This window comes from Yersinia sp. 2541 StPb PI, assembly GCF_052217145.1.
In the GTDB taxonomy this organism is placed as follows: domain Bacteria; phylum Pseudomonadota; class Gammaproteobacteria; order Enterobacterales; family Enterobacteriaceae; genus Yersinia; species Yersinia enterocolitica_E.
In genome coordinates, this window is the sequence record NZ_JAZGQB010000001.1 from 3,128,558 (window position 1) to 3,144,841 (window position 16,284).

A 16,284-nucleotide genomic window follows, 5' to 3' on the forward strand; every position below is an offset into this window, starting at 1 on the left:
CAGCCAGATGCAACATATTAGACACATAAACAATTAATTTATATAACAGTCACCACACAGAAGCTATAGGAGCAACACCATGCAGATGATTAAAACTCGCGCCGCAGTCGCATGGGGGCCAAACCAGCCGCTATCGGTTGAAGAAGTTGATTTGATGCCACCGCAGAAAGGCGAAGTGCTGGTACGGATTGTCGCCAGTGGCGTATGCCACACCGATGCCTACACCTTGTCAGGCAAAGATCCCGAAGGGATATTCCCAGTGATCCTCGGCCATGAAGGTGGTGGGATTGTAGAAGCAATCGGCGAAGGTGTTACCAGCGTTGCAGTGGGTGATCACGTCATTCCGCTGTACACTCCAGAATGCGGTGAATGTAAATTCTGCCGCTCCGGTAAAACCAATTTGTGTCAGGCGATCCGCAGCACTCAGGGCAAGGGTTTGATGCCTGATGGCACCACTCGTTTCTCTAAAAATGGCCAACCGATCTTCCATTACATGGGGACTTCAACCTTCTCTGAACTGACAGTGGTACCGGAAATATCACTGGCAAAAATCAATAAAGAAGCGCCATTAGAAGAAGTTTGTCTGCTCGGTTGTGGCGTCACCACCGGCATGGGGGCTGTGATGAACACAGCAAAAGTCAAACCGGGCGACACTGTCGCCATCTTCGGCTTGGGTGGCATTGGTTTATCGGCAGTGATTGGGGCGAAAATGGCTGGCGCTAGCCGCATCATTGGTATTGATCTCAATACCAGTAAATTCGAGCTGGCCCGCAAACTGGGCGCAACAGACCTGATTAACCCGAAAGATTATGATAAACCTATTCAGGATGTGATCGTCGAGCTGACCGATGGCGGCGTAGATTTCTCCTTTGAATGTATTGGTAACGTCAATGTTATGCGCTCAGCGCTTGAGTGCTGTCATAAAGGCTGGGGCGAATCAGTCATCATTGGTGTTGCTGGTGCCGGTGAAGAGATTTCGACTCGTCCATTCCAATTGGTCACAGGCCGCGTATGGCGTGGCTCAGCATTTGGTGGCGTTAAAGGACGCTCCGAGTTACCGGGCATCGTGCAGCAATATCTGGACGGTAAATTCGCTCTGAATGATTTTATTACCCATACCATGGGGTTAGATCAAATCAACGAAGCCTTCGATTTGATGCATGAAGGTAAATCTATCCGTACCGTGATCCATTTTAATCATTCTTCACAAAACAAATAAGCCAAGGAGGCAGGCAACGCATGAATACGTCACTTGAACTTCTCGAAGAGCACCGGATGTTTGGCGGGTGGCAGCAACGCTATCGCCACACCGCCAGCAGCCTGAATTGCAATATGACCTTCAGCATCTATCTGCCCCCCTTACGGGATGACAACCCGCCACCAGTGCTTTACTGGCTGTCGGGTCTGACCTGTAATGATGAAAACTTTACATTGAAAGCCGGTGCTCAGCGGGTGGCCGCTGAGTTGGGTCTGGTACTGGTTATGCCGGATACCAGCCCACGTGGCGATGATGTGCCGAATGACGAAGGTTATGATTTAGGACAAGGCGCGGGGTTCTACCTCAACGCAACACAAGCCCCTTGGTCTAAACATTTTCAGATGTATGATTATATCAGCCAAGAGTTACCGGCTTTGATCGCCCAACATTTCAGAGTGAGTGACCGTCAGTCTATCTGTGGCCATTCAATGGGGGGGCACGGGGCATTGATGCTAGCACTGCGTAACCCGCAGCAATACCAATCAGCTTCGGCCTTTGCGCCGATAGTCAATCCGTGTCAGGTGCCTTGGGGGCGCAAAGCCTTGACTGCGTATTTGGGTACCGATGAGAGTCAGTGGTTGCAATATGATAGTTGCCACTTACTTACACATGCGCACACCCAACTGCCGATGCTGGTAGATCAAGGTGATGGTGATCAGTTTCTGGCTGACCAGTTACAACCGGCAAAATTAGCTGAATTGGCGCGGCAGCGCGATTGGCCACTGACACTTCGTATTCAGCCTGGTTATGACCATAGCTATTTCACCATAGCCACATTTATTGAAGATCACTTACGCTTCCATGCGGAATTCTTACATCCGTAATCGATGTAATTAACGTGACTATCAATTATAACTATTTTAAGCCCTACGGGGCTTTTTTTTTATTTTAACGGAGAAATGCATAGTTATTCCCGTTACAATTATAGCTAATTAACAATTAAAAAAACATGATAGCTAATCACATTCCATACAAAAATATCTATAAATAAAAATATTGATAAATTCCAAAAATAGAATTACAAATAAACAGTAAGAATCTTTTTGGTACTTAATTACATTCAAAGATAATTATTTAAATGGAGTGTTATATGAATATTTCAAAGCAATCAGATGATAAAGAAATAAAATACAGCCACTTAATAGCACTAAAAGGTAAGTTGCAATCATTAGAAGAATCATTTAAGAGTAATGCATTTTATATAAATGACAATGAAATAGAAAAAATAAAAAACAATACCCTGCGAAGCAAAATAACAGCATGGAACTGGTCAAGAAGCTTTGCTGAAGAATAGAAAAATATGAACCATTCAGAAATTATTGGTTAGGCCATAAATCATTAATGGCCTAACCTTGCTCCACATAGCAGTAACAATGAAAGCAATTCAATACACCTTATAGGTTTCAATATGTAGGAAGGAAGGCAGAAATAAACGCATCCAACACATTTACGTTTTGAAATCATGGGGATAAATAAATTGAGATATTCTTGTATGTTTACAAGTGAATTCATTAATGATGTAAAGCTTAGCCCGATGGCAAGTATATTAGCGATAATAATAACGGCTTTAGGTATGCTCTCATCATTTTTAGTATTACTGCTTTATTTAACGGATAGAAGTATTGAAAATTACCACAATGACCACGCACAAATATATCGCATAGAAACTCAGTTTAACTTGCCAAACGGTGACGATGTAAAATCAGCACAAGTACCTTTTCCATTAATTCCAGCATTGCAGAATGCAAAGAACATTAAAGAGGTTATCTATGCACTACGTCTATTTACAGACTTACAAGTGAATGACCAAACTCACAGCAAAGTAGAGATTTATACCGTTAGTCCGAATTTCTTCAATGTCATTAATCCCTATAAACTGAGTAATGATCAACCTAATCTATATGAACCAAATATTTCTCAATACCGCCCTCATCTGACCCAGAATGAAATTATTATTACGCCAGAATTTAATCGTCAATATCTTCATCTGGATAATCCGGTCGGGCACGTTATCACCTTAGGGAACAAAGGCCAATTCGTCATTAAAGATATGATTAGTTTGCATAAGGATAGCCGTTTTAAAACCAACGCCGTGATTGCATTTTCTCCCGAACTCATAGATGGCTATCATGATAAAAGGCATGATTGGTACGATATGCACGCTTATGCCTTTATTACAATGGACGCAGGAGAAAAACCCGATTCTGAACAATTGGGTACACTCGTTACCCGTTACGCCCCCCAACTCCCTGGAGCACCATTCAGCCCCGAAGAGTTCATTCAATTATCTGCACGTAATATTACCGATATCCATTACGATAATGGGTTACCTGATGAGATCAGCACAGTTATTGCAAAATCCTATTTATACAGCTTATATGCAGCCGGTATTTTTATATTTCTAACAACCACCATGAACTTTTTTAATGTTAACAATGTAATAAATACCAATAAAAAAAACAGTTTCCAGATAAAGAAATCGCTCGGAGCCTCTCGTTATCAACTATTGACTGAAGCACTTTCCATCGCACTGCTTCAAGCCTTTTTTGTACTCCTGTTAGCAATCCTCTTTCTGATTGTTTTAATACAGCTATCTACAGGCGTTAAAGAGTTAATTCTCATTCAAGAAACTAAAACATTACTAGCCTCCTTCTTTTTTACATTGATTTCAATTTATACAGCAATTCTCATTTCTCATTTCTCATATAACATATCTATATGTTACCGTTTTTCCCAATCAATCTGGCCATTATAATATTTATAATCAACAGCCAATATCACGCTACGTCCATCAAGGATCACTGTGCATACAAATAACAATCGCAGGCATAATAGTTTACTTATGGGCAGGAATATTGACACAGAATGATTTTATGCAGCATCATAATTTTGGTTATGAAAAAGACAATATAGTGACATTTACTTTAAGTGATGAGTTAATTGATCAAGCAGCAATAAATAGTTTACAAAATGAATTGAAGAATACTGTAAATATAGAGTCTATCGCACTTAGTAGCTGGCAACCCTTTGACATGTCGAGGACAAACACGTCAATATTTCATCTTAATCAGCAAGAGAAAGATAAGTTAGTAACAGTAAATACACTTAATGCCAATAAACACTTCCTTGATACCTGGGGAGTTAAGGTATTAGCAGGGTATGATAATGTACTAATACCGAGTGATGATAATAATGTTGTCCATGCGATAGCGACTCAATCCTTTATGACTTTAATGGGGCAACATTCCTATGATGAAACATTGAATAGCATATTTTACATTAATGATAATGACTCTGAACATAAAATAAGAATCCTTAGAATAATAAATGATTTTTATCTTGCAGATGTCAATAAAAACACCACACCACTATTGATATTTATTGAAAACAAGTCCCAACGATATGGCGCATTAAAATTGCAATATATACAGGATCTTGGGGAAGTTAAAAAAACACTTGAGCGATATCGGGTTAACCCCACGCAAATACAAACAGTGGAACATTTACATCAAGCATATTTCAATACGAATAGACTTATGCAAAAAACAGCTAATTTTGTTGCCATACTTTCAATTTTATTAATATTAATAAGCACAGTAATCATCAGTATATCCGAAACCAAACGAATCGGTAAGACATTAAGAATAATGGAGTCTATTGGTGGTTCTATTTATACCCATATCGTTTTCTTTATACAGCAAAATATCGCCCCCATTATTTTTGCTGCTATAATAGCATTCTCGATGGGTTTCTTTTTATTGCATCGATGGTTGGTTCAATACCATGCTGTGGATAATCTTTCATACGTCAATGCCACTGCTACACTTTTTATTTTCATAATTAGCATAGTTGTCATTATGACTATTACGCTGATCTTTAATAATGACAACATAAATACCAAAAAGAAACAATAAATACATGGATATAAAAATTGAAAAAAATGCACATACAAACTTACGCATAACGTTAATTATTATAGGTGTATCACTTATACTGATTGCCTGTTTTTTTTACATTTACTCTTTATTCACAAGCCAAAATACGTTATTAGTTGCGCGGGAAAACACTATTTTCATTACGGTTAAGCCTGAGGAATTTCAGGACGTATTAATTACACGTGCCATTACGGTACCGAAGGAAAGCACGATTATATCAAGTGAACGTGGGGGGAAAGTCATTGAAATTGCCAAAAAAGCTTTTGAAGCGGTTAACAAAGGTGATGTTATCGTTCGTTTATCCAATTATGATTTCATGTTAGAAACAACCTCCAGAATGGCAGATATCGCCGAACAAATAAATAATCTGCGTAATATGAAAATGCGATTGGAACAAGATAATCGAGATACCAAACTCAGCCTACAAGAAGCTCAACACCAGATCGAGGTTGTTAGCAAAAACCTTGTCAGGCATCAAGTCCTCGATACAAAATCGATGATTGCAAAATCAGAGTTAGAAAACCAAAAAGATATACTGAAAAATTGGAAAACTAAGAGTGAGATATTACTAGAACATAATAACAAAAACCAAAAATCACTTCCTAAGCAATTAAATAATATTAATGACTCTATTTTATTACTTGAACGAATGATGGGAATGATTGAAACGGGCATCGATCAATTAGTAATAACTGCACCTATTGACGGCTCTTTATCTGTTTTGGACATTGAGTTAGGCCAGCAAATAAAGCCTGGTGAAAAAATAGCAGTCGTAGATAATTTCAATTCATATTATTTCAATGTTTTTTTGAGTGAATATTACTTGGATAAGATAAAACCACAAACTCGTGTTATTGCAAAAATAAATGGCCAGGATATTGTACTGCTTATTGAATCGGTCTCCACAGTTATTGATAATGGCAAGTTTAAGGCAAAGCTGACACCGACTCAATTAAACAAAGTCCCGCTAAAAAGAGGCCAATCTATTGAAATAGAAATCTCATTGCAAGATGAGAAAGAGAAGATATTATTAGTACCCAATGAAAGTATTACTTCAGATAAACATGGGGGTAACTACCTCTATATCTACCAACAAAAACATGATCATGCGATTAAAACTAAAGTAGAAATTAAGCGCCGCAACGCAGAAAAAACAGAAATAACAGCAGGACTAAATTCAGGTCAACGTATTATCATCCCTTCATATTCAAACAGTAACCAATATAATATAATTGAGTTTAAATAATATGCTAAACATACAAAATGCAGAAAAGTGTTTCATAACAAAAACGATTAAAACCCGGGTATTTCATCACCTGAACCTCGCTGTGGAACAAGGTGAATTCGTATCAATTATGGGTCCATCAGGATCGGGGAAATCGACTCTGCTCAACATTATAGGCATGTTTGACTCACTTGATAGTGGCTCACTTACCTTAGCAGGAAAGGATGTCGTATCCCTAAGTTACTCACAACGAATTATATTAAGGCGTGAGTTGATAGGCTATATTGTTCAATCATTTAATCTTATTCCACATTTATCAATATTCGATAATATTGAGTTACCACTGAAGTATCGCCATGTTGCAAAAAAAGAACGTATTGAACGCGTTAATCGGATTTTAAACCTTTTTGCTATCGAGAATCGTAGAGATCATAAACCAATGCAATTATCGGGTGGTCAGCAACAACGAGTCGCCATTGCTCGTGCCATGGTATCCAATCCAGCATTATTGTTAGCTGATGAGCCAACCGGTAACTTGGACAGTAAAAACACCCGAAATGTACTTGAACAATTAAGCAGAATAAATCAGACCGGAACAACCATAATAATGGTTACACACTCAGATGAAGCCGCCAAATATGGTAATAGAATAATAACCATGAGAGATGGAAAATTAACTTAAAAACAGGAGCGTAACATGCGTGATATAATACCCATCGTAAACATAGATAGCGTTAATATTAGAAACATAAATATTAGAAAACTGGAGGAATTAACCTCGCATGAATATAAAGCATTATCGGCCTATCTCATCGGGAAGATCCCTGCTAGCCAATTATTGGATGGTGATGAGTTAACTCTATTTAATAAAGAGTTAACTCATCATATGGAGGTAAAAGCAATTAATGTAGGTTTCGCACTATAACTCAACCTCTTGCCCTTTGCGGTGCAGGCGCAATGAAACCAAGAAGGTAACGAAGCACATTGCCGAAACGTACCAAAAGAAGCTGTTTTCCATATCAAAAGACTTAAGAGACAGCGCCACATATTCAGCACTACCACCAAACATGGCATTTGCAACTGCATAAGACAGGCCGACACCCAGTGCCCTCACTTCCGGTGGGAACATCTCTGCTTTTAGTAATCCGCCAATAGAGGTATAAAAACTGAGAATAATCAGGGCGGTAATAATCAGCATAAACGCAATATATGGACTGGTTACCCCTTTAAGGGCGTGCAGAATAGGTACTGTTAATAACATTGATAATAGGCCAAACGTTAACATAGATGTACGCCGGCTGATACGATCGGATAATGCACCAAATAAGGGCTGCACTAGCATAAAAATAAATAATGCCGCCGTCATTACCAAACTGGCGGTTTTTACATCCATTCCGGCGGTATTGACTAAATACTTTTGCATATAAGTGGTGTAGGTATAAAAAGAAAGAGAGCCACCCGCGGTGAAGCCTAGTACCATAATAAATGCGCGACGGTTCTTCCATAGCCCTTTCAAACTACCCGCATCTTTCTTATTACGGTTCTTCTCATCCGAGGTTTCATTCAGTGAACGGCGTAAGTAAAGAGCAACCACTGCCAACAGTGCGCCCAGAACAAAAGGAATACGCCAGCCCCAACTGTGCAATACCTCTGATGAAAGTGTTTGCTGTAATAGAACCAGCACCAATAATGCCAGCAATTGGCCGCCAATTAATGTGACATATTGGAACGAAGCATAAAACCCTTTGTGCCCTTTCACTGCGACTTCACTCATATAGGTGGCACTGGTACCATATTCGCCCCCAACAGATAACCCCTGGAATAAACGGGCGACTAACAGTAAGACCGGTGCCAGGCTACCAATTGACGCATAGGTTGGCAGGCAAGCAATCATCAACGAACCGGCACACATCATATAGACCGAAATCAACATGGATAACTTGCGGCCATGTTTGTCAGCAATATAACCAAATAACCAGCCGCCAATCGGCCGCATCAAAAAACCAGCAGCAAAAACACCGGCAGTCTGCACTAATTGGGTGGTTGGATTATCACTGGGGAAAAAAAGCGGGGCAAAATAGAGCGCGCAAAAAGAGTAAATATAGAAATCAAACCATTCAACCAAATTCCCAGAAGAGGCCCCAACAATGGCTCGTATCCGTTGCCGGGTATCTGCTTTATCTGTCAGACGTGCTGATGTTCCCTGACCTTCTACCACAGTAGTGTCTAATGAAGTTGTTTCAACCATAATGATGCGTCTGCCACATTGTTAAACGTCCATGCCATATAAGCTCAGAACCGAGAAATCACAGACACTGAACTCTCATTTTTATATTGTTAGATTGTTATATATTGGTAACATTATCGTTTCAATGAGAGTTATAGCGCAGAAAGTAGTTTAGGAAAAACCTCAATTTTCTTTGTGATGTCAATTACATAAATATGTTAAGTCGACTGTTTGGTGAAGGTTTTTTTGTGAGCGGCACGATAGAAAAAAACGGGAACAGTACGTAGTCAAAGTGACGATAAGTGGCCAGCACCAGGATTTCGCTGACCATGTGTTCGCCTCCCCTTGTCGTCTAGAAAGCAGATCCTGGCTGTAAAAGAAAAGCCTGTTCCTCTGCACTTGAGACTCGCCCAAGGATATGATTGCGGTGTGGGTAACGGCCAAAGCGATCAATAATCGCTTTATGGCGTAACTCATAATCAAGCTGATTGTCATTACCCAATTCGGTAAAGAGTTCTAATGCCTGTTTATGAATAAGCGCCGATTCGGAATGCATAAAAGGAAGATAAAGAAAGCCGCGTTGAATATCAGATAATTGTTTCGTCTGACCACTGCTGATTGCTTCCTGCGCTAGCACCAGCGCCATCCCGTCACAAGAAAATGATGCAGGTAAATCACGGAACAGGTTTCTGCTGAATTGATCCAGTATCAATATTTCCGCCAAACGCCCTTCAATTTTAAACCGCCAGTGGGCCAATTCCCCCTTTGATGCCGCTTGCCAAACCGGGCCAAACCGCTTGCGTAGCAGAGCATCAAAATCCTCATCCTTTTTGAACCACAACGCCGGGTCCATCTCGTTAAACCAAAAGTCCAGAATCGATTGATACTCCATGTCACACCCCTGTGTTGCCTGCCGAAGGTTTATACCCATGAAAATAATAGCACTGATCAAGGCAGTATCAATCTATCGTCTCTTTGCGCCGCCATCCATTCACCCACCTGACAATCTCTGCCATAATGGTTTCATTATTTGATGGTAGCTCAGCACCCATAATTACCTCTAGCTAACGGTGCACACTGACCACGGAGTCCAGCATGGATCACAGTAATACCTCGGATTTACTCTCTCTCGAACAAGCTCTGACTAAAATGCTGTCGCAGGTTACGCCATTGCAGGCAACAGAAATCATCGCATTGACCGAAGCGGCGGGACGTATCACCGCCAGTGCAATTACATCACCGATTGCTGTGCCCCCCTTCGCCAATTCAGCCATGGACGGATATGCCGTGCGTTGTAATGAGCTTAGCAGCACATTACCGCTGCCGGTGGCCGGCAAGGCTTTTGCCGGTGCACCGTTTAAAGGTGAGTGGCCAGCCAATACTTGCGTGCGAATCATGACCGGTGCCCCTATTCCTGAGGGAGCCGATGCCGTCATCATGCAAGAACAGGCCGTGGCTGGCGAACAAGGTGTCATATTCAATAGCCAGGTGCAGGTTGGGCAAAATATCCGCTTGCCGGGTGAAGATATCCAACAGGGTGCTGCCGTTTTCCCCGCGGGGGTAAAATTAGGCGCGGCGCAATTACCGCTACTCGCCTCATTAGGCATTGCAGAGATTGCCGTGTTTCGCACACTGAAAGTGGCTATTTTCTCTACCGGCGATGAATTGCAACCAGTCGGGCAGCCCTTAGGCGAAGGACAGATTTACGATACTAACCGCTTCGCGGTACGGTTGATGCTGCAACAGTTAGGCTGCCAAATAGTTGACCTTGGCGTGATCCGTGACGATCAACTCGCATTGCGCAAAGCATTTGAACAAGCCGATGCCGCCGCTGACCTTGTTATCAGCAGTGGTGGTGTCTCGGTGGGTGAAGCGGATTACACCAAACAGATGCTGGAAGAGTTAGGCGATATCGGTTTCTGGAAGTTGGCGATAAAACCCGGCAAACCGTTTGCTTTCGGCAAATTGGATAACGCCTGGTTCTGCGGCTTACCGGGTAATCCGGTCTCGGCGGCGCTAACATTCTATCAGTTGGTACAACCCCTTATTGCTAAACTCTCCGGCCATGCGGGGTGGCGTCCACCACTGCGCCTCAACGCGGTCGCGGCGACAAAATTGAAGAAATCCCCCGGCCGTTTAGATTTTCAACGCGGTATTTTCTCCACCAATGCTAACGGTGAATTGGAAGTACGCACCACAGGTCATCAGGGGTCTCACGTATTCAGTTCATTCAGCCAAGGTAACTGCTTTATTGTGCTGGAACGAGAACGCGGTTCTGTCTCGGTCGGTGAAACAGTTGAAATCGAACTGTTTAACGGGCTATTGGGGCAATAAATTGTACATGGTGGAGAGGCTGAGATGCTGCCAGAACTGACCGATGCCCAAGCCCTGCGTTATAACCGGCAAATCGTGCTGCGCGGTTTTGATTTTGACGGTCAGGAAAAACTGAATGCTGCCAAGGTGTTAATCGTTGGATTAGGGGGGCTAGGATGCGCAGCCGCACAATATCTGGCAGCAGCAGGCGTGGGCCACCTTACCCTGCTGGATTTTGATACGGTTTCGCTTTCCAACCTGCAGCGGCAGGTTTTGCATCGCGATAATCGTATCGGAATGTCAAAAGTGGCCTCTGCGGCACTGACGCTGTCTGAAATGAACCCTCATTTGGCACTGAAATCCATTGATGGTCAGTTAGATGACCAACAACTCGCGGCAACCATTGCTGAACATCAGTTGGTGTTGGATTGTACCGATAATGTCACCAGCCGCGAGCAACTCAATCGACTGTGTCATGCACAACGTAAACCATTGGTTTCAGGTGCAGCAATTCGCATGGAGGGGCAAATTAGTGTTTTCACTTATCAGCCAAACCAACCCTGCTATCGCTGCCTCAGTCGGTTATTCGGTGACAATGCACTGACCTGTGTTGAAGCCGGGGTAATGTCGCCCTTGGTGGGGATTATTGGTAATTTACAAGCGATGGAAACCATAAAGCTGTTAGCTGATTATGGTCAGGTGATATCTGGGCGCATATTGATGTATGACGCCGCAACGGCAGAGTTTCGGACCATGAAGCTAGCCAAAGATGCCCACTGTGAAGTCTGTGGCAAAGATTAGCCGCCTATTTAGCGCAAAAAAAAAGCTGATGCAATGCATCAGCTCTCTTATCAACACACCATCAACTAATCAGGACTGAATACCCTGGCTACGCAGATAGTCTTCGTAGTTACCGGTAAAGTCGATCAGCTTGCCTGGTGTCATTTCAATCACTCGGGTCGCCAAAGAACTAACGAACTCACGGTCATGGGAAACGAAGATTAGCGTGCCTTCGTACATTTCTAATGCCATGTTCAGCGCTTCAATCGATTCCATATCCAAATGGTTGGTTGGCTCATCCATTACCATGATGTTAGGGCGCTGCATCATCAGCTTACCAAACAACATCCGCCCTTTCTCACCACCAGACAAGACCTGTACTTTCTTCTTAATATCGTCCTGGCTAAACAGTAAACGGCCCAGCACACTGCGCACAGCCTGCTCGTCGTCTTTTTCCTGTTTCCACTGACTCATCCAGTCAAATACCGTCAGATCGATTTCAAAATCGCTGGCATGATCCTGTGCATAGTAACCAATCTTACTGTTTTCAGACCATTTTACGGTGCCAGAATCCGGCTCATAATCCCCTACCAAGGTTTTCAGCAAAGTCGATTTACCGATACCGTTTGGCCCGAGGATAGCCACTTTTTCACCCACTTCCAGGCGCAAATCCAGTTTTTTAAACAGCGGGCCGTCATCAAAACCTTTGGTCAACAGTTCAACTTCCAGCGCATTACGGAACAGTTTTTTATCCTGATCAAAGCGGATAAACGGGTTCTGGCGGCTAGATGCTTTCACTTCATCAAGCTGAATTTTATCAATCTGACGGGCGCGAGACGTCGCCTGTTTGGATTTAGAGGCGTTGGCACTAAAGCGGCTAACGAAAGATTGCAGCTCAGAGATCTGGGCCTTTTTCTTGGCGTTATCTGACAACAGACGATCACGAGCTTGCGTCGCCGCCGTCATGTATTCGTCATAGTTACCCGGATAAACACGCAGTTCGCCATAATCCAGATCCGCCATGTGGGTACACACCATGTTCAGGAAGTGACGGTCATGGGAAATAATAATCATGGTGCTGCTACGTTCGTTCAGTACTTGTTCCAACCAGCGGATAGTATCAATATCCAGGTTGTTGGTCGGTTCGTCGAGGAGCAAAATTTCCGGGTCTGAGAACAGGGCTTGCGCCAGCAATACACGCAATTTAAAGCCAGGAGCGATTTCGCTCATCAAGCCATAATGTTGTTCAACCGGAATACCTACACCAAGCAATAATTCACCGGCACGGGCTTCTGCGCTGTAACCATCCATTTCACCATAGGCAACTTCCAGATCAGCCACTTTATAGCCGTCTGCTTCGCTCATTTCAGCCATAGCGTAGATGCGGTCGCGCTCTTCTTTTACTTCCCACAGCTCGCCGTGACCCATAATAACGGTGTCCAGCACTGTGTTGTTTTCAAAGGCGAATTGGTCCTGACGTAACTTACCCAGACGCTCATTCGGGTCAAGGAATACGTTACCGCCGCTAGGAACTAAATCACCGCCAAGGATTTTCATGAAGGTGGATTTACCACAGCCATTAGCGCCGATCAGACCATAGCGATTACCGCCACCGAATTTTACTGAAATGTTTTCAAACAGCGGCTTGCTGCCGAATTGCATGGTGATATTGTTAGTACTTAGCACAGAGCTCGCTCTCGATTGGATTACTGAATAGGGATATTCAAGAATTATAGAAAATGTGATTCGGCGCGCATTATGCCACAAGATGGCAAGAGTATCGCCTCCAGTTTTGCACGAAATCTCAGCAAGCGCTTAAATCTGACGCTAAGTGGCTGCGGCAATAAAAGCTTGATGCCACTAAAAGGGGCTATTAGCCCCTTAAATAAATACCCTAAACCCTAGGTTATTCGTGCTGTTACTCATCAATACATTGCAATGCGCTGTATTTATCCAGCAGGAATGGCCGCAGATAGCCAACTGTGTTAGACATCGGTAGCACCTCTTCGCTGAGATGGATATTCAGGATATCGCTGAGATAACTACGCCGTTTTTGTATTCTTTGCCAAACATCAGGGTACTGTGTAGCGAGCGCATTACGTAAATGCTGATCAGCCAGTGCAATACACTCCTCAGCACTCACTCCGGCATAACCTTTTACCGAAGGAATGATATCGATTTGGAATATCATCCCACTGCGAATTATCTCTTCAGAATCGCTATAAATGGGAGAGCACAACCACTCTTCATCAGCAACTAAATGGCCGGGATTTAGCGACCAATGGTATTGTGATTTAGGGAAAACCGTTTCCACTAATGCGTACATCTCTTTCCCTGGCATACCAATACGAATATTTTCCAGCCAAGCGACGACTGTTGTGTAATAAGGTAGCGCAACCTTATCAAGATAATCTCTTTCCGCGTGCGGTAGTTCATCTGCATGATGAACCGCATAGCCGGTTCTACTGCTCAAACCGCCTTTAAACCCAGTGGTCAACGATATTTTATCGCCGAGTTGTACCGCTTTATCACTGGGATATAAATTTGCCTGTTCAAATCTGGCGCCAGTCGCAGCAATTATCACAACAGTGTTTGGTTGGCCTTCATCTGCCAGATAACTGCCCAGTTGCTTTTCTGTTATGCCGATATCAACCGCCGCCAATGCATTAAGAATACAATTCGACGCCAAATTAGCGCCATATTCATAGTGCGCCAATTCATTAGCATTATTGGTCACTCTAGCTGCAATATCACTGCCAATAAATAGACTGGTAGCGTTAATAATCGTTGCTACCGGTGAAGCAGACTTTTTAATCGCATCCAAAATAAAATGCGGAATATCAAATAGCTGACTGTTATCGTCCAGCTTACTGGTAAACAGTTTCCATCCTGCAACCCCAATCTTTTTAGCCTGCTGAATCCCGGTTGCTGCCAATAATTCAGTAAGCGTTTTACTGTTGTCCATTGGTTGATTTGGCAATGAAAAATAGGGGACATGAATCACGGTATTTCTGACTCGGGCATGGTGAGATAGCTTTAAATTCTCGTTACCTAATAATAAATAGACCTCACCTGACACATGCAACACCATAGCCGCTTCTTCAAAACGGGGAATAAACCCCGCCAGATATTCAAAGTTACCCCCATGCTCTTTGTCCGCATACACCAATAAATAATCGATAGCGGCACGGCGCATATTACTAATAACTTTAGCTTTGCGATATTCGATGGTTTCATCATTAATGGCTACCTTAGTAACAGCATCAAACCTTGGCGGCGTATCAATAGCGTTAAGTTTTATCTGACGCTTAATAATCATCTTGTTCATAAGAATCATTACCTTGGTTAATTTATTTACACGCCGCCATACCCGCTATTGATGTTGATGCTATAACCACTTTGCATCGCGGGTAAAGGAGATCGTTAGCCACCGATGAGGGCCGGACTCGCCAATTTCTTTGGCTATTTCATCGCGTAATTTGTCAAAATAACTGACACCATTCGTCTCCATCTCTGGTGGAATAACCACATGAATCTCGATAAACAACCCCCGCCCCATGCGGGTGGCATAGTGGGAGTAATCAATAAATTTATATTTTGCCATTAACTTATCCATTAAGCTCTCAATGGCATTATCCAGATTGTCTGGCGTCATTTGTAATACTTCACGAACTGCCGAAATGACTGTTTTTATTGGCACAGGTATTAAGACCAAGGTTAACAAGGCCAATACAGCGGGGTCGGTATAAACAATCAAATGCGCATAGCGGGTACCTTCCATACACCATGAAAGCAAGAAGGCTACTAATAACGCAGAACTGATGCAGGCCGACATTAACCAGCTTTTGGTATCCAATGCAATTAGCTCGGATTTGACTCGTTTATTTAAACGACGTTGTTTTAAAAAGAGGGTGAAACAGAAAATACTGACCACTAATGCATAAACAATCGCCCACCCCAACTCCAATTCCCTGCCGCCGTCGAAAATCCCCTTAATGGCATTGACGAATGCGTAAAGACAAAGAAAGGCCAGCAAGCTGCCATTGAAAGCCAGAACCAGTGGTTCAACATGCCAGAAACCGTATTGAAAACGCCGACTGTGCGGCTGACCGAGTAATCGGGAAACCAATAGCGATAAACTGCACATTCCAGCATCTAAAGCAGAGAACATACCATCGAAAATAATCGACATCGAACCGCATACGATACCAAAAACAATCCCCATAATGGCGATAAACAAAGTGCAAAAAATTGAACGTCTTAAAATCTGCTGTTCAAGCTTGGTGTCATGTAACAGAGGTGGAGCCTGTTCACTGAGTGTCGTCATGATTTAAACCCATTTTTTATTACAACCTATTGTTTTATTACAACCTATCGTTTATTACAACCAACTGTTTTATGACCATCAATTTTTTTATTTAGCTTAATGCGTGAATCACGATAAGAGCCTGAAGGTTAATCCGCACTAATAGTAGTGTGTCATATTATCTCATTTTTACCAGTAAATTACGTAGTAACACCCAAACAGAGAACCTTGTTAATCTCT

The 16,284-nt window shown here is 42.6% G+C and carries 15 protein-coding genes; 10 read left to right on the forward strand and 5 right to left on the reverse strand.

Translation table 11 applies throughout. The annotated features are described in order from the left end of the window. Positions 1–79: 79 nt before the first annotated feature. The 8 genes from V1953_RS14090 (at position 80) to V1953_RS14125 (ending at position 7,343) form a co-directional block, all read left to right on the forward strand. Entirely contained in the window at positions 80–1,219 is a 1,140-nt protein-coding gene (locus V1953_RS14090) for an S-(hydroxymethyl)glutathione dehydrogenase/class III alcohol dehydrogenase (RefSeq protein ID WP_050311956.1), read from the forward strand. A 20-nt stretch (positions 1,220–1,239) separates the two neighbouring features. After that, positions 1,240–2,082 (forward strand): S-formylglutathione hydrolase, encoded by an 843-nt coding sequence (gene fghA, locus V1953_RS14095; protein ID WP_083159405.1) that lies wholly within the window; start codon positions 1,240–1,242, stop codon positions 2,080–2,082. Positions 2,083–2,348: 266 nt separating this feature from the next. Beyond that, positions 2,349–2,552 (forward strand): darobactin family peptide antibiotic, encoded by a 204-nt coding sequence (darA, locus tag V1953_RS14100; protein ID WP_083159407.1) that lies wholly within the window; start codon positions 2,349–2,351, stop codon positions 2,550–2,552. Positions 2,553–2,750: 198 nt separating this feature from the next. Next, on the forward strand, positions 2,751–4,013 hold the full coding sequence (locus tag V1953_RS14105) for a hypothetical protein (protein WP_442851064.1): 1,263 nt from the start codon (positions 2,751–2,753) through the stop codon (positions 4,011–4,013). 118 nt (positions 4,014–4,131) lie between these two features. Further along, positions 4,132–5,172, forward strand: coding sequence for a hypothetical protein (locus V1953_RS14110; protein WP_442851065.1), 1,041 nt, complete (start codon positions 4,132–4,134; stop codon positions 5,170–5,172). A gap of 4 nt (positions 5,173–5,176) precedes the next feature. After that, positions 5,177–6,439 (forward strand): darobactin export ABC transporter periplasmic adaptor subunit, encoded by a 1,263-nt coding sequence (darC, locus tag V1953_RS14115; protein WP_372568898.1) that lies wholly within the window; start codon positions 5,177–5,179, stop codon positions 6,437–6,439. A 1-nt stretch (position 6,440) separates the two neighbouring features. After that, positions 6,441–7,100 carry a darobactin export ABC transporter ATP-binding protein gene (gene darD / locus V1953_RS14120; RefSeq protein WP_442821090.1) on the forward strand — a complete coding sequence of 220 codons (660 nt, stop codon included), beginning with the start codon at positions 6,441–6,443 and terminating at the stop codon, positions 7,098–7,100. Between the two features lie 15 nt (positions 7,101–7,115). Then, complete coding sequence (locus V1953_RS14125) at positions 7,116–7,343, forward strand: hypothetical protein (protein ID WP_442851066.1); 228 nt, start codon at positions 7,116–7,118, stop codon at positions 7,341–7,343. On the opposite strand, the gene V1953_RS14130 is transcribed toward V1953_RS14125, so the two are convergent. Together V1953_RS14130 and V1953_RS14135 are read right to left on the reverse strand one after the other, a co-directional pair. After that, a complete protein-coding gene (locus tag V1953_RS14130; protein WP_083159411.1) occupies positions 7,338–8,666 on the reverse strand; it encodes an MFS family transporter in 1,329 nt (442 codons plus the stop codon). The genes V1953_RS14125 and V1953_RS14130 overlap by 6 nt on opposite strands. Before the next feature lie 331 nt (positions 8,667–8,997). Next, complete coding sequence (locus tag V1953_RS14135; RefSeq protein WP_372568895.1) at positions 8,998–9,537, reverse strand: DUF924 family protein; 540 nt, start codon at positions 9,535–9,537, stop codon at positions 8,998–9,000. Positions 9,538–9,740: 203 nt separating this feature from the next. Between V1953_RS14135 and moeA the strand changes: the two genes are divergently transcribed. Both moeA and moeB read left to right on the forward strand, forming a co-directional pair. Next, on the forward strand, positions 9,741–10,979 hold the full coding sequence (gene moeA, locus V1953_RS14140; RefSeq protein ID WP_083159415.1) for a molybdopterin molybdotransferase MoeA: 1,239 nt from the start codon (positions 9,741–9,743) through the stop codon (positions 10,977–10,979). A gap of 24 nt (positions 10,980–11,003) precedes the next feature. Further along, entirely contained in the window at positions 11,004–11,759 is a 756-nt protein-coding gene (gene moeB / locus V1953_RS14145; protein ID WP_193784691.1) for a molybdopterin-synthase adenylyltransferase MoeB, read from the forward strand. Between the two features lie 69 nt (positions 11,760–11,828). Here the strand turns inward: moeB and V1953_RS14150 are convergent, their stop codons facing one another. The 3 genes from V1953_RS14150 to V1953_RS14160 form a co-directional block, all read right to left on the reverse strand. Then, a complete protein-coding gene (locus V1953_RS14150) occupies positions 11,829–13,424 on the reverse strand; it encodes an ABC-F family ATPase (RefSeq protein WP_071843536.1) in 1,596 nt (531 codons plus the stop codon). Positions 13,425–13,656: 232 nt separating this feature from the next. Continuing rightward, positions 13,657–15,066 (reverse strand): M24 family metallopeptidase, encoded by a 1,410-nt coding sequence (locus tag V1953_RS14155; protein WP_442851067.1) that lies wholly within the window; start codon positions 15,064–15,066, stop codon positions 13,657–13,659. Positions 15,067–15,126: 60 nt separating this feature from the next. Further along, complete coding sequence (locus tag V1953_RS14160; protein ID WP_372568892.1) at positions 15,127–16,065, reverse strand: cation diffusion facilitator family transporter; 939 nt, start codon at positions 16,063–16,065, stop codon at positions 15,127–15,129. Between the last annotated feature and the right edge of the window lie 219 nt (positions 16,066–16,284).